General features: G+C 55.2%; 9 protein-coding genes. 3 read left to right on the forward strand and 6 right to left on the reverse strand.

Features of this window, described 5'->3' with window-relative positions:
* The 3 genes from HUK38_RS11780 to HUK38_RS11790 form a co-directional block, all read left to right on the forward strand.
* Positions 1 to 1,002 (forward strand): EAL and HDOD domain-containing protein (locus HUK38_RS11780; protein ID WP_182584528.1); only part of this gene is annotated, 1,002 nt, incomplete at its 5' end.
* A 6-nt stretch (positions 1,003 to 1,008) separates the two neighbouring features.
* Positions 1,009 to 2,118 carry a tRNA 2-thiouridine(34) synthase MnmA gene (mnmA, locus tag HUK38_RS11785; RefSeq protein WP_182584529.1) on the forward strand — a complete coding sequence of 370 codons (1,110 nt, stop codon included), beginning with the start codon at positions 1,009 to 1,011 and terminating at the stop codon, positions 2,116 to 2,118.
* 72 nt (positions 2,119 to 2,190) lie between these two features.
* Positions 2,191 to 2,508: a DUF2782 domain-containing protein gene (locus HUK38_RS11790; RefSeq protein WP_182584530.1), complete on the forward strand. Its 318-nt coding sequence runs from the start codon at positions 2,191 to 2,193 to the stop codon at positions 2,506 to 2,508.
* 24 nt (positions 2,509 to 2,532) lie between these two features.
* On the opposite strand, the gene HUK38_RS11795 is transcribed toward HUK38_RS11790, so the two are convergent.
* The 6 genes from HUK38_RS11795 to HUK38_RS11820 form a co-directional block, all read right to left on the reverse strand.
* Complete coding sequence (locus HUK38_RS11795) at positions 2,533 to 3,279, reverse strand: SAM hydrolase/SAM-dependent halogenase family protein (RefSeq protein ID WP_182584531.1); 747 nt, start codon at positions 3,277 to 3,279, stop codon at positions 2,533 to 2,535.
* A 147-nt stretch (positions 3,280 to 3,426) separates the two neighbouring features.
* Positions 3,427 to 4,389, reverse strand: a complete 963-nt coding sequence (gene miaA, locus HUK38_RS11800) for a tRNA (adenosine(37)-N6)-dimethylallyltransferase MiaA (RefSeq protein WP_182584532.1) — start codon at positions 4,387 to 4,389, stop codon at positions 3,427 to 3,429.
* A gap of 10 nt (positions 4,390 to 4,399) precedes the next feature.
* Positions 4,400 to 6,304: a DNA mismatch repair endonuclease MutL gene (gene mutL / locus HUK38_RS11805; protein WP_182584533.1), complete on the reverse strand. Its 1,905-nt coding sequence runs from the start codon at positions 6,302 to 6,304 to the stop codon at positions 4,400 to 4,402.
* Positions 6,305 to 6,465: 161 nt separating this feature from the next.
* A complete protein-coding gene (locus HUK38_RS11810; RefSeq protein ID WP_182584534.1) occupies positions 6,466 to 7,860 on the reverse strand; it encodes an HD domain-containing phosphohydrolase in 1,395 nt (464 codons plus the stop codon).
* Positions 7,857 to 13,040, reverse strand: coding sequence for a response regulator (locus tag HUK38_RS11815; protein ID WP_182584535.1), 5,184 nt, complete (start codon positions 13,038 to 13,040; stop codon positions 7,857 to 7,859). Before HUK38_RS11815 ends, HUK38_RS11810 begins: the two co-directional genes overlap by 4 nt.
* Before the next feature lie 115 nt (positions 13,041 to 13,155).
* Entirely contained in the window at positions 13,156 to 14,076 is a 921-nt protein-coding gene (locus HUK38_RS11820) for a diguanylate cyclase (protein WP_182584536.1), read from the reverse strand.
* Between the last annotated feature and the right edge of the window lie 12 nt (positions 14,077 to 14,088).

Genomic DNA, 14,088 nt, shown 5'->3' on the forward strand with positions numbered 1-14,088 from the left:
CATAATCCAATTCTGAGTACATTGCCCGCCAACCAATGTACACTTGAACTCTCCCCAGACATTGTGATTGACGCTGAACTCTTTGCATTCTTACAAACACATAAGCAAGAAGGTTTTTGCATTGCATTGGATAGTCGGCACGTCTTAACTCAACCAGATTATGCGGTGCGCATTGCTGATTTTATTAAGGTAGATGTGCTGCATGATGATCCAGCGCAATTACGCGGTCAATTGATCGAAAAAATGCCTAAATGCAACCATGCGTTAATTGCAACTAAAGTAGAAACTGCTGACACCTATCACTTGTGTCAAGGCCTCGGATTCAATTACTTTCAAGGATTTTATTTATCATTTCCTAATGTCATTGCCGGGCAGCGCCTTGAGGGCAATAAACTCGCACTTATTAAACTGCTAGATTTATTACAGCAACCGCAGAGTACGACAGAAGAAATGACCCGCTTAGTTAGTAGCGATGCGGCACTGAGTTTAGAAATGTTGAAGCTCATCAATAGCCCACGGTTTCGCCGTCCGCAACCGATTGAATCGGTTCGTCAGGCGGTTTTATTATTAGGGCGTAGTGAAATTCGGCGGTTGACATTATTATTGTCGCTGCGTAATTTAGCAACCGGACCAATGAGTATGGAACAGACACTCATTCGGGCGCGCATGGCAGCACACTTGGCACCTATTTTAAACCGTGCGGATGAAGCCGAGCGGTTTTTCACATTAGGATTGTTATCTACAATTGACCGTTTATTTGGGATTCCAATTGTAGAAATTGTGCGTAAAATGCGGTTAACTAGTGAAATTAGGGAGGCATTGTTAGATCGAAATGGTCCACTTGCTATTGTTATAGATATTCTGGATGCATTCGAGCAGCCTGACATTCCATTGCCTGATGATCTTGCCGTCACGCCTGAAATATTAGGGCAGCTTTATTTTACTTCCGTAAGTGAAGCGCATTCAGATTTAGCGCATTTGACAGATGAACCAATTGAATAAAACACGATGAGGCAGCGAGTCATCATTGGCTTATCAGGCGGCGTTGATTCAGCAGTAGCGGCGCATTGTTTACTTATAGCCGGCTATGCTGTTGAAGCCGTGTTTATGAAAAATTGGGAAGAAGATGATACGCCAAGTTATTGTGCTGCTGCGGCAGATTTGGCGGATGCAAAAGCGGTTGCACAACAATTAAACATTCAATTACACGCAGTGAACTTTGCGACCGAATATTGGGAACGGGTCTTTACACCGGTATTAACTGATTATCAATTATTGCGCACTCCGAATCCGGATGTATTGTGTAATCGTGAAATTAAATTTCAGGTGTTTTTGGAATACGCACTGGCACGCGGCGCGCATTGGATAGCGACTGGTCATTATGCGCGAGTGCGGCAAACGGCAGCAGGTTGTCAATTGGAATTAGCTGCCGACCTTGATAAGGATCAAACGTATTTTTTGTATTTGTTAAATCAACAACAATTAAGCAAAGCATTATTTCCTTTGGCGGATTTAACAAAAACACAGGTGCGGTCAATTGCGCATTCACTTGGATTGATTAACGCGAATAAACGTGATAGTACGGGTATTTGTTTTATTGGCGAACGCCGCGTCCGTGAGTTTTTTGCGCGCTATTTACCTGCGCAGCCGGGAGCAATTGAAACGCCGAATGGACAGGTGATTGGGCAGCATCACGGATTGGCGTTTTACACGCTTGGCCAGCGGCAAGGATTGGGCATTGGTGGTATTGCTGGAGCGAATGAAGCGCCCTGGTTTGTCATTGCCAAAGATGCCGAGCGCAATGTATTAGTGGTGGCGCAGGGCGAGCATCCTTTGTTATATGCCAATGCGTTGCGCGGTGAACAATTGCATTGGATTGCGGGGCAAGCGCCCATTGAACTGCCATTGAATTGTCAATGTCGTTTGCGTCACCGCCAGTCATTACAGGATTGTACATTAACTGTGATTAACCAAGATGATACTTGTCACATCCAATTTGCTATTTCACAGCGAGCGATTACGCCAGGTCAGTCGGTGGTGTTTTATCAAAATGCGGTGTGTTTGGGCGGTTGTATTGTGACGGAAGCAATACGGGATATGAATGACTTTGACAATTGAAAATTGACTGTTACTGTATCATTGTATGACACGTTCAAGTTCTTAATCTAATAACCGACTAACAGTGTAGTTATGAAACAACGATATTTATTACACTTGAGTTTTGCACTAGCGATGATGTGTTCAATAACAATCGCCGCGCCACCGGCCAGTTGGGATGGTAATGGAGTTGTGCAAGAGGAATTAGAACCCGAGGTCACGATTACCGAAACCCCGAGTGAAACCATTACGTCTTATCGCGTTAAAGGGCAGGTGTATTTGGTGAAAATCCAGCCAATGGCGGGGGCGCCATATTATTTAGTTGATACCAATGGTGATGGTGTGCTGGATGTTCAACAAGCGGAAACTTCTGAATTGGCCGTTCCGCAATGGTTATTGTTTAAGTGGTAAAATTGGCGCTGAGGTTTATTCGTTTTATTCACTGCCTAACCAATGAACTTCAGTGCCCGGCTCGGCGCTGAATAGCGTGGCCGCCCGCCCTTGATTCACGGCAATTTCCACTAATCCAAAGGCATTGTGATACCAAAATGCTTGCCCGACGGGGACGCTGCAAAAGGTGCGTGCATAGGTTAATGTGTGGCTGCCAATGCGTAATCGCCCGCGTTGATCGCACACATTAGCACTTAATCCTGTCATTAAATTGCCGTAATGATCTACATAAACCACTCGTGGTAATTGCATTGGGCCGTGATAGCCAATGACGGCGGAGGCGGGTAATGGCACGGCGGGCATCGGCATTGTGCCGTGAATGAGTGCGGCGGCTAATGGCGCGAATAAATCCCGCCCATGAAAACTGTCAGAACAATTCGCCGGCCGCCAATCCACTCGTTGCACTGATACCAAATGCGCTTGGCGAATTAACGGTGCAAATAACCCATTGTCCGGCCCAATTAACCAATTGTCATCAAGTGTAATGGCTAATGCGGCACGTTCACCGCCGACGCCGGGATCAACTACGCCTAGATACAGGGTGCCGGGTGGCATTCCGCGTACTAACCCGGGTAAAAGATAGGCGGCTAAATCGGGGCGAAAAGGTGGTAGATCGGCAATTAAATCTAATACCGGCGTGGTTGGTAATAATTCGGCGAGGCGGAGGCGCACTTGGCCGACGTAGGGGCCATTACCGAAATCAGTCATTAAAGCAATACGTTCGGGGATCATTGTGGCAAATGATGATTTAATACAGGTTGTTTGGAGTAAACTTGCAATAGTGAACACCGTCAAGCAGTGGACAATGGCAATATTAACGAATTTGGTTATGCTGGGCAAATCTGCTGTTTGCCAATTGCCAATATCCAATTTTGTTCATTAAACACCCCGCGTATCTATTGCCGCGTTAATCAATTCCAACGCGCTGTTTAATGCAGTCTTTTCATCTTGTAACCATTGACAATTCATTTCCGCCCGCAGCCAAGTGAATTGCCGTTTTGCTAATTGCCGCGTGGCATCTATTGCCTGCTGCCGCATCTGGGCAACACTGATTTGATCGTGCAAATACGCCACCATTTGCCGATACCCGACGCAGCGCAGCGCGGGTAAGTCGGGTGACAAATCGCCCCGCGCCAGCAATTGCGCGACTTCCGCCTCAAATCCCGCCGTCAACATCGCGTCAAACCGCTCGGCAATCCGCGCTCGCAGCACGGCACGATCCTTTGGTGCGCAGACCAATTTGACCAGCCGATACGGCAGCGCGGCCGCGTGACTGCGCTGCCAATGCGCACTCAACGGTTCACCGGTGGACAAAAACACCTCCAACGCTCGCTGCACCCGCTGCGGATCATTCGGATGGATGCGCGCCGCCGCGGCCGCATCAACCGTCGCTAACCACTGGTGCATCTGCGCCGCCCCGCGCTGCTGCGCCTGCGCGGTCAAATGCGCCCGAATCGCCGGCGCGGCGGACGGTAACGGTGATAAACCCTGCTGCAAGGCGCGGAAATACAGCATCGTGCCGCCGACCAACAGCGGAATTTTACCCGCCGCCACGCTTGCGCTCATCGCCGCCAGTGCATCGTCACGAAACCGCGCCGCCGAGTACGCTTCAGACGGATCGCAAATGTCAATCAACTGGTGCGGCACTTGCGCCACGATGGCCGGGGACGGTTTCGCCGTGCCGATGTCCAAACCGCGATACACCTGCGCCGAGTCCACGCTAATCAACTCAACGGGCAAGCGCGCTGCCAATGCCAGCGCAAGCGCACTTTTGCCAGCCGCCGTCGGCCCCATGAGCAAAATGGCGAGCGGTAGCGGTTGAGTTTGATTGGACTGCGGCATCGTTAAATCATCACTGCCCACGCTTAAACCATTGATTTAATTGGTGATGGTCAATTAACACCCAGGTCGGGCGGCCGTGATTGCACTGATCCGCTCGGTCGGTGCGTTCTAACGTGCGCAGTAGCGCGTTCATCTCCGGCACGGTCAACTGGCGTTTAGCGCGCACGGCGTGATGACACGCAAAAGTCGCCAGCACCGCGTGACTCGCTACTGTTGCGCGGGCGCTACGGCCGATGTTGGCTAAATCCGCCAGCACGTCGCGCAGCAATTGGTCAAGATCAGCGTGTTGCAACAGCGTCGGCACCTCGCGTACCGCGGCCTGTTGCGCACTCAACACGGTGACGATCAAACCCAACTCCGCCAGGGTCGCTTCGTGCGCATCAATCACGCCCAACTCAGCGGCGGTCAAACTCACCACCACCGGCACCAGCAATGCTTGACGCGGCACCGCGGCCGCGTGCCACGCCTGCTTTAACTGCTCATATCCAATCCGCTCGTGCGCGGCGTGCATGTCCACAATCACCAAGCCCTGCGCGGCTTGCGCGACGATGAACGTGCCGTGCAATTGCCCGAGCGCGTAGCCGAGCGGGGCGGTGATTGGCGGATCAGCCGCGTCAGTTGCGGGTAATTCAGGTGACGGCGCGGGCAGATCGGCATTGGTCACGTCCACATCAGTTGCACTCACCACCGGCGCGGCGGGCGGCGGCGCTGAACTTGACCACGGTTGTTGAATTAAAAAATCAGCCGCGTACCGCGCCGCTGTTTCGCGCACTTGCAGCGGTAACGGTGGTTGCGTTGATTGCCGTGACCAACTCGGCGGCGACGGCGTGGGTTGATTTGACACGGCGGGCGGCAGATCAGGTGGCAGCGCGGCAGGTGACGGCGGCGGTGCGTAACCGGCCAAACGTCCGCTGGCCAGCCGCTGCGTGATGGTTTGCACAATTAAATCATGCACTTGGCGTCCTTCACGAAAGCGCACCTCACGTTTGGACGGGTGGACGTTGACATCGACCAGTCGCGGCGGCAATTCTAAAAACAGCACGAATGCCGGATAACGCCCGTGTGGCAATACGTCCTGATACGCCAGGCGCACCGCGTGATTGACCAGCCGGTCGGTGACGATCCGCCCGTTGACAAATAAAAATTGCCGATCACCTTGTGCGCGGCTGAGGGTGGCGGGGGCAATCCAACCGTGCAGGTGCGCATTGGCGCTGTGAACATCCAACGCGAGTGCCTGCGCGGCAAAGTCCTCGCCCAGTAGCGCGGCGTGGCGGGCGGTCAGGATTTGGTCAGCCGCCGCATCTGCTGGCGCGGCGGGCAAGTTGACCACCAGCCGCTGGTTGTGACTGAGCCGCACCGCCACGCTCGGGGTCGCCAGCGCCAATTGCCGCACCAGTTGCTCGATGTGACCAAACTCAGTCGCGGCGGTGCGCAGAAATTTGCGGCGGGCGGGTAAATTGAAAAATAAATCAGTGACTTCGACGCAGGTGCCGGGCGGATGTGCCAGCGGTTGCGGGCTGGTCACGTCACCGCCGTTGCTGACCAGTGACCACGCCAGCGCGGCTTCGGGCGGACGGGAGATGAGTTTTAAGCGTGACACGGCCGCGATGCACGGCAGCGCCTCGCCGCGAAAGCCGAGCGTGTGCAGTGCTTCCAAATCGTCGGCCGTGGTGATTTTACTGGTGGCGTGGCGGGCAAGTGCGAGCGGTAAATCGGCCGCATCAATCCCGCAACCGTCATCGCGCACCCGCAGCTGTTTCAACCCGCCGTGCGTGATGTCAATTTCCAGCAATCGAGCGCCGGCATCGAGGCTATTTTCAATTAATTCTTTAATCACCGACACCGGGCGCTCGACCACCTCACCGGCGGCGATTTGGCTAATCAGGTGCTGCGGGAGCGGTTGAATGCGGGGCATGAATGAAAGCGGGTTTGATCGAATTGGAAGTGCCGCCGTTCAGATTTTAACTGGTTGCTTTTTCAAGGAAGAGTGCGTTCCCACGCTAGAGCGTAGGAACGATCATTTTTTAATTAGCAATTAACAGCCCGGCGGGTATCAAGGCGTCTCGGCAATATCTCTTAATCCGTATCACTATAGTCACACGCAATCGCTTGGAATACGTCGGCAATATCGAGAAAGGCATCAACTATGTCGGGATCGAAATGGCTGCCGCGGCCCTCGCAGATGATGCGTACTGCCTCCTCGTGCGGCATCCCAGCTTTATAGACGCGGCGGCTGATGAGCGCGTCATAAACGTCGGCCACTGCCATCAGACGCGCCGAGATCGGAATGTCCTCACCACCGATGCCCTCGGGATAGCCGGTGCCATTCCATTTTTCTTGATGGCTGTAGGCGATCTCTTTGGCGCACTCCAAAAAATTCACGCTGTAGCCAAGTTGTGACTCGGCGTGCCGGATCGCGTCGCGCCCCAGCGTCGTGTGGGTCTTCATAATCTCGAATTCCTCCGGGGTGAAGCGCCCCGGTTTAAGCAGGATACGGTCGGGAATGCCCACTTTGCCGATGTCATGTAGCGGTGCCGATTTGAACAGCAGCGCGATCTGATGCGTGGTCAAATAGTGACGAAAGCGCGGATGTTCACGCAGCCGTTCGGCCAGCGCCCGTACATAATACTGGGTACGTCGGATGTGATTACCAGTCTCATTGTCGCGGGTTTCAGCCAGCGAGGCCATCGCTAGGATGGTTACGTCCTGAATCGCCATCACCTCGCGGGTGCGTTTTTCGACCTCCGCTTCGAGGAAGTCGTTTTTATCGCGCAGGAAGTCAGCGTGTGCCTTTAACGCCAAATGATTTTTGACGCGGGCCAGTACGATCGGCGGACTGATCGGTTTGGTGATGTAATCCACAGCGCCGAGTTCAAGTCCCTTTTTCTCGTCCTCCACCTCGACTTTTGCCGTCAGGAAGATCACTGGAATATTGACCGTATGCGGGTTGCTTTTGAGTTGTTGGCAGACCTGATAGCCGTCCATCACGGGCATCATAATGTCGAGCAGGATCAAATCTAGCGGCGGATCACCCGCGGCGATTTTCAGCGCTTTCTCACCGTTATTGGCAACCTGCACCTTGTAGTCGTTGCGCAGCAGGCCGCTCATCAGCGACAAATTATCCGGCGTGTCGTCCACCACCAAAATAGTTTTCCTTTCGATGTAATTGAGGTTAGCGGTCATTAGATGGTCCTCTGCGGCGGCGGTCATATGGATACTGGGCGTGTCATCAAGGGCGGCGACGGTGGTCACGAAAAAAGGAGGCAGAGTGGACTCGCGGCCGATTAGGCGCGTCACCAATGTGTCATGGCCATCCTTTGCCATGTGCTGGGCAACGACGTAGGTGACGCGGCCGGTTGCCGGCAAGTATGCGAACAGCGTCAGCATGGCTTCAAGCCCACCTGCTGAGGCACCGATGCCGACGACGCACAGATCATCTGACTGCATAGGCAGCACCATGTCGGTCATCATGGGCGAGCAACTTGGGCAAGTAGTTCCAAGGCGGCATCGTAATCAAAGTCAGTAATCGCCACCGCCACTGGTTGCAACTGCCCGGCTAGCGCCGTGCCGGCGAGTTTGTTGAGGAGCGCCTCGGCAACATCACCCGCTTCAGAATCGCTATCCTCCAGCAGTCGCTTCAGTTTAGCGAGGGCGTGTTCCAGTTCGGCAGCCGGCAGGGCGGCAGCCGGTTTGGTTTGGTCAGCCACCGGTTCACTGCCACCGACGGCTTGCAGCCCCGCTATCACCGGTGCTAATTCAGCGAGCGTATTTGCCAGCAATGCGTCAATCTGTTCGTCGGGCGCGTGGTCGTCGCAGGCGCGTTCCAGTGCAGCGGCAGCGGCTTGCACACCTTTGGCGCCGATGTTGCCGGCCGTCCCCTTGAGCGTGTGAGCGCAGCGACTGGCGGCAGTGGGATCGTCATCCTGCCGGGCGGCAGCGAACAACTCAGCAAAATTGCCTTGGCTGGCGCGGAATTTCAGCAGCATCCGGGTGTAGAACGCCTCGTTGTGCATTGTGGTCGCCAAACCAGCCTTGACATCAATGCCGGGCAGGGGTGGCCACTCCCCAACGGATTCCACTGAAGGAGTCGGCGACGCAGTTGCGGGCGTGGGAACAGTGGTTTGCTGTGGCCTAATCCATTTGGCGATAGTAGCGAACATCTCAACGACGTTGAGCGGTTTGGCGATGTGATCCACCATGCCGGCCGCGAGCACTTTCTCACGATCCCCGGCCATGGCGTTGGCGGTCATGGCGATGATCGGCAGTGCTGCAAACCGGGACTGCTTGCGAATCTCCCGCGTGGCGGTGTAGCCGTCCATCACCGGCATTTGGCAATCCATCAGCACACCGTCAAACCGATCATCCCGCGCCAGCACGTCGAGCGCTTCCTGACCATTGCCGGCCACTACCACCTGCATCCCCGCTTGGTGCAGCAGTTCCAGTGCCAGTTCCTGATTCATATCGTTATCCTCGACCAGCAGCACCCGCGCACCCGTGAGCGCCGCCAGCGCCTCCTTGTAACTCTCAGCCCGAGATTCAGCGCGGGTTTCGACGATTTCACCCATGCCGAGCACGTCGCCAATTGCTTCGAGCAGCGACGATTGCGTCACCGGCTTGGTCAGCACCGACTTGAGCGCCACGCCGCGCTGTTCAGCAGTACCCAGCGCCTCCTCGCGGCCGTACGCCGTCACCATGATAATCGCGGGCGTTTTTGCCAGCTGCTCATGTTGCAGCGACTGCACCGTCTCGATGCCATCCATGCCGGGCATCTGCCAATCCATCAAAACTAGATCGTAGGGCAGTTGCCGCTGTTCGGCGGCCTCCAACATGTGCAGTGCCTGTCGCCCATCCCACGCCACGTCCACTTCGAGGTCAAAATTCTTGGCCATGCCGGCGAGAATTTCGCGTGCCGCCGCATTGTCGTCCACCACCAACACGCGCACACCGAGCAATTCGTCGGCGCGGAACATGCGGCGCGGCTGCGGATTCTGTTGCAAACCGAATTTGGCGTGAAAACGGAACGTCGAGCCTTTGCCAACTTCGCTCTCCACCCAGATGCGGCCGCCCATCATTTCGACGAGATTTTTCGAGATGACCAGCCCCAGTCCCGTCCCGCCGTACTTGCGCGTGGTCGAGGCATCCGCTTGGCTGAAACTCTCGAACATCCGCCCCACTTGTTCAGGTGTCATGCCGATACCCGAATCGTGTACCCAAAAGTGCAATTCCACCTCGTCGGGCGTTTGGCTCACCATTTCGCCGCCGATGATGATTTCGCCTTGATCGGTGAATTTCACCGCGTTATTGCCCAAATTGATCAAAATCTGGCCGAGGCGCAGCGGGTCGCCGATCAGCGCGGTCGGCAGGTTCGGCGCGATGTTAAACAGCAATTCCAGTTTTTTATCCTCAGCCTTGAGACCCACCAAATTGGACAAGTGATCCAGCACGTCATCGAGATGGAAATCAATCTGCTCCATGGTCAGCCGGCCGGCCTCGATTTTGGAGAAATCAAGGATGTCGTTGATGATGCCGAGCAGATTTTCACCAGCGCGGTGGACTTTTTCGATGTAATTGCGCTGCTTTTTGTTGAGGTCAGTTTGCAGCGCCAAGTGCGACATGCCGATGATGGCATTCATCGGCGTTCTGATTTCGTGGCTCATGTTGGCGAGGAAATCCGACTTCGCCTTGGTCGCATCCTCAGCCATCGCTTTGGCTTGTTTTAGCGCGTCCTCCATGGCGACGCGGGCACGCAAATCGTGCCAAATGCCCATCAGGTGAGGTGCGCCGTCGAACATCACCGGCACAATGGTCATTTCGACCGGAATGGCCACACCACAGGCATCCTGACACATCCAGTCGAACGTGTAGTAACCGCGCTCGATAGCGATGCCGATCATTTCCGTGCCTTTCTCAATGGAATGACGCCCGTCTGGCTGACACTCGGGGGCCAGCGCGGCGGGGTGTTTGCCGGCAACATCATCGAGCGATTGATAACTCAGCAGCTGTAGGAATGTCGTGTTGCAGTAAACGATCTGCGCCTGCGCATTGATGATCACATGCGCGCTAGTGGAGGCGTTGAACAGTGCTTTGGCCTGTTCACTCGCCGTTTCTGCCGCATCCCGCGCTTGGTGGATCGCCGCTTCCGCCACCTTGCGCTCGGTGATGTCGAGCAGGAACGCCATGACACCATGCTGCCCCTCGTGTTCCATGAACACATAGGTGATCAAGTAATCACGCACCTCCCCGCTGGCGCTTCTGAGACGTATTTCCCGATTGCACACCGCGCCGTCGCGCTCCATTTCCGCAATCAGTTGCTGGCGAGCGGCGGGGGTTTCGTACATCTGCTCGGTGGCGTCGCCCTCGACGATGCCGAACATGTTGCGGAATTGCGGATTGGTGTAACGTAATATCGATTGACTGCTGAAGGCGGTGCCAACCGGCGTGTGGTCGAGGATGTTTTGCATCGCCACCCGCTGATCCTCCATCGCCTTGCTCGCCGCTTTGCGCTCGGTGATGTCGCGCACACTAACGATGAGAGCCGCATCGCCTTTCAAGGTAATCGGACTGAGGGTGATCTCACAGGGCACCAGTGAACCGTCAGTGCGTTTGTGCAGCCAGTCGAAATGGTGTGGCTGCCTACTTTGCATAACCACCCTCATGTGCGCTAAGGCGGCCTCTCCGGATACCTGCCCGTCGGGTTGGGTGGGTGGTGAAAGCTCTGCCGGCCAGTGCTGCAGCAGGTCGGTAACGTGCGCGAAGCCGTAAATCTCCGCTGCCCGACGGTTAGCATGGATAAAGCCTTGTTTTGGTAACAAGACGAGCAAGCCGTCACTGGAACTCTCGAAATAGGCATTGACCATTTCTTGACTTTCTTGACGCTCGGTGATGTCACGGTAGGTAATGACCGTGCCGACTAGTGCCCCATTTTTGAACACCGGTGTGGTCGAGTATTCGACCGGAATTGCCCGGACATCCTTGGTCCACAACACCTCGTTGTCAACAGTACGCGGCTGGCCGTCTAGGGAAGACTGGTGCATTGGGCATTCTTCAAGCGAAAAATGCTGCCCATTGATGTGATGATGATGCGCGACATCGTGAATATGCTTGCCGACAAATTCCTCTTCACTGAAACCCAGCATGGCATAGGATGCCGGGTTGGCAAAAATCACCACGCCGTGATTGTCAAGGCCGACGATCCCTTCCTTAATCGAGCCAAGAATCAGCCGACTGCGCTCTTCTGCCACTTTAATTTCAGCTTGTTGCGCTTCCAATTCGACCGTCTGTTCTTCGAGACGCGCCGCCTGCTTTTCCATATTCTCAGCTTGGCGCTGGGTTTCCGCGAGCAGTTGATGGGTATGCACACTGCGTTCGATGATCTCAATGTTCATCGCCACAATCGGCAGCAGCCCTTCGAGCAGGGCTTGGGCATTGTCGTCAAACGGTTTGAAACTTGCCAGTTCAAGCACGGCCAGCAGGCGACCGTTGCGCAATACTGGTAGCACGGCAATGGTGCGCGGTATCGCCTCGCCCAGACCAGAACCGATGCGCACATAATCGGGCGGCGGATCGGTAATGATGATCGTGGAACGTTCGAGCGCGCATTGCCCCACCAACCCCTCGCCGAGGGCGAAATGCTGGTTCAGGTGCTTGCGTTCGCGGTAGGCATAGCCGCTCAACAGGCAGAGGTGCCGGGCATCTTCTTCGTAAAGGTAAAACACACCGTGGCCAAGTTTGATCAGCGGCGCGATCCGCGACAGGAACGTATGTGATAGGTCAGTAAAGTTGGAAACCAGTTGTAGATCGCCGGAGATTTCGGCAATGTGACTCTTGATCCAGCGTTGCTGCTCCATTTGTTGCGCTTCGCAGCGCAGCACCTCGATGTCGCGTGCCAACGCGCCGATTTCGTTGGGGAAATCGCTGCACGGCACCGGATCATCGAGCTTACCCTCGGCCAGTTGAGCGACCGCCGCCCGAACGCTGCCAAGTGGGCGGCGCACTGAAACGGCGACTAGCAGTAATAACACTATGCTGAAACCAAGATAACCTAGCAACCAAGTCAACGTCGTGAAGAGCGCGTACTCAACGGTCGCCTGTGCCGCTAGACTGGCTTGATGCGCGTCAGATTCCTTGATGCGGGTCATTTTGGCGAGGTGGTCATTGGCAACCAAGTCCGCCTGATGAAACTCAGGTGTAGCAATGTAGTCACGCGCCGCGCCAATTTTGCCCTGTTGCACCAGCACCAGCGCCCGATCAACATTGTGTTGATAGGTGGCGTAGGTCGCTTCAAAAGCGGCCAATTGCTCCTGACCATCGGCACGAAAGGACGTTTTACGGCTCGCTTCGATGGCTTCCTGCATTGCCGCCTTGCCGTCACTTAGATGATCCAACGCCTGTTCCCGCGCCGCGTCATTCCGAGCGAGGATCACCATTCGCAGATCACGCCCGATCTGTGCGTATTCAAAACGCGCCTCCTTGAAAGCCGACACGCCCAACAATTCCTGTGTGTACATCTGCTCGAGCTGCTCGCCGAGTTTGCGTTGTCCAATTAAGGCGCTGATTGAGACAGCGCCCGTTACTATCAGCAACGATGCCAGTCCAAACACGAGTTTAGTAGTTAGCGTACGGTGTTCCAGAAATGTGAGCAGTCGTTGCATCGTCGCTCCGGGTAATAAGCTAAAGATCAGTCACTTGTGTCAAGTGACGCTAATTGCATCCTACCCACGCTGGCGCGTGGGAATAATCAATCAGCCGCGCTCGCACAGACAGCGATCACATTGCCGTCACTGACGCCAAACAAATTTGGTTACGCCCCTGCGATTTAGCCAAATACAACTGCTCGTCTGCGCGAGTGATTAGCAGCTCGGGTGAATCATCGCTCGTGCAGCGCTGCGTTGCGACGCCGAGACTGACGGTGACATGGGCGGCAGTGGAGGACGTTTGGTGCGGAATTTCAAGCGCAATCACGCCCTGGCGGATGCGCTCGGCCACCGCGATCACGTCGGACGGCGGGCCAGTTTCGGGCAAAATGCAGCCGAATTCTTCACCGCCGTAGCGCGCCGCCAAGTCAGTGACGCGGTACATTGCCCGCTCAATCACTCGCGCAATTGCCCGCAAACAATCATCACCGCGCAAGTGACCGTAGGTGTCGTTAAACAGTTTGAAATGGTCAATGTCGAGCAGAATCAAGGTCAAATCAGCGTGCGAGCGCAGGTGGCGGGCAAATTCCAGCCCCAGCGTTTCATCAAACCGCCGCCGGTTGGCTAGTCCGGTTAACCCATCAGTCACGGCCAACTGCGTCAGGCGATCCCGCGCTTTTTTTAGTTCGATGTGATTGGTCACGCGCACCCGCACCACCGGCGGATTGATCGGTTTGGTGATGTAATCCACCGCCCCGAGCGCCAGACCGCGAGTTTCCGCCACGACATCGCCCATGCCAGTCACGAAAATCACCGGAATATCAACGGTTAAGCGCTCGGATTTGAGGCGGGCGCAGACTTCAAAACCGTCCATGCCCGGCAGCATCACGTCCAGCAGAATTAAATCCGGCATGGCCGTCGCCGCGATCTCCAGCGCTCGCGCCCCGGTGGTGGCAAATAAAACTTCGTGATCTGCTTCAAACAGGTCGGCAATGAGCTCGATGTTGGTGATTTCGTCATCAACGATCAAAATGCGGGGATGTGGTAATTGCATGTGTGCGTCAAC

Source organism: Thiospirillum jenense (genome assembly GCF_014145225.1).
Taxonomy (GTDB): Bacteria; Pseudomonadota; Gammaproteobacteria; order Chromatiales; family Chromatiaceae; genus Thiospirillum; species Thiospirillum jenense.

Excerpts from the sequence above, each read along its gene's own strand:
- miaA (WP_182584532.1), bottom strand. The coding sequence starts at position 4,389 with ATGCCGCAGTCCAATCAAACTCAACCGCTACCGCTCGCCATTTTGCTC.
- HUK38_RS11790 (WP_182584530.1), top strand. The coding sequence starts at position 2,191 with ATGAAACAACGATATTTATTACACTTGAGTTTTGCACTAGCGATGATG.
- mnmA (WP_182584529.1), top strand. The coding sequence starts at position 1,009 with ATGAGGCAGCGAGTCATCATTGGCTTATCAGGCGGCGTTGATTCAGCA.
- HUK38_RS11810 (WP_182584534.1), bottom strand. The coding sequence starts at position 7,860 with ATGATGACCGACATGGTGCTGCCTATGCAGTCAGATGATCTGTGCGTC.
- HUK38_RS11795 (WP_182584531.1), bottom strand. The coding sequence starts at position 3,279 with ATGATCCCCGAACGTATTGCTTTAATGACTGATTTCGGTAATGGCCCC.
- HUK38_RS11815 (WP_182584535.1), bottom strand. The coding sequence starts at position 13,040 with ATGCAACGACTGCTCACATTTCTGGAACACCGTACGCTAACTACTAAA.
- mutL (WP_182584533.1), bottom strand. The coding sequence starts at position 6,304 with ATGCCCCGCATTCAACCGCTCCCGCAGCACCTGATTAGCCAAATCGCC.
- HUK38_RS11820 (WP_182584536.1), bottom strand. The coding sequence starts at position 14,076 with ATGCAATTACCACATCCCCGCATTTTGATCGTTGATGACGAAATCACC.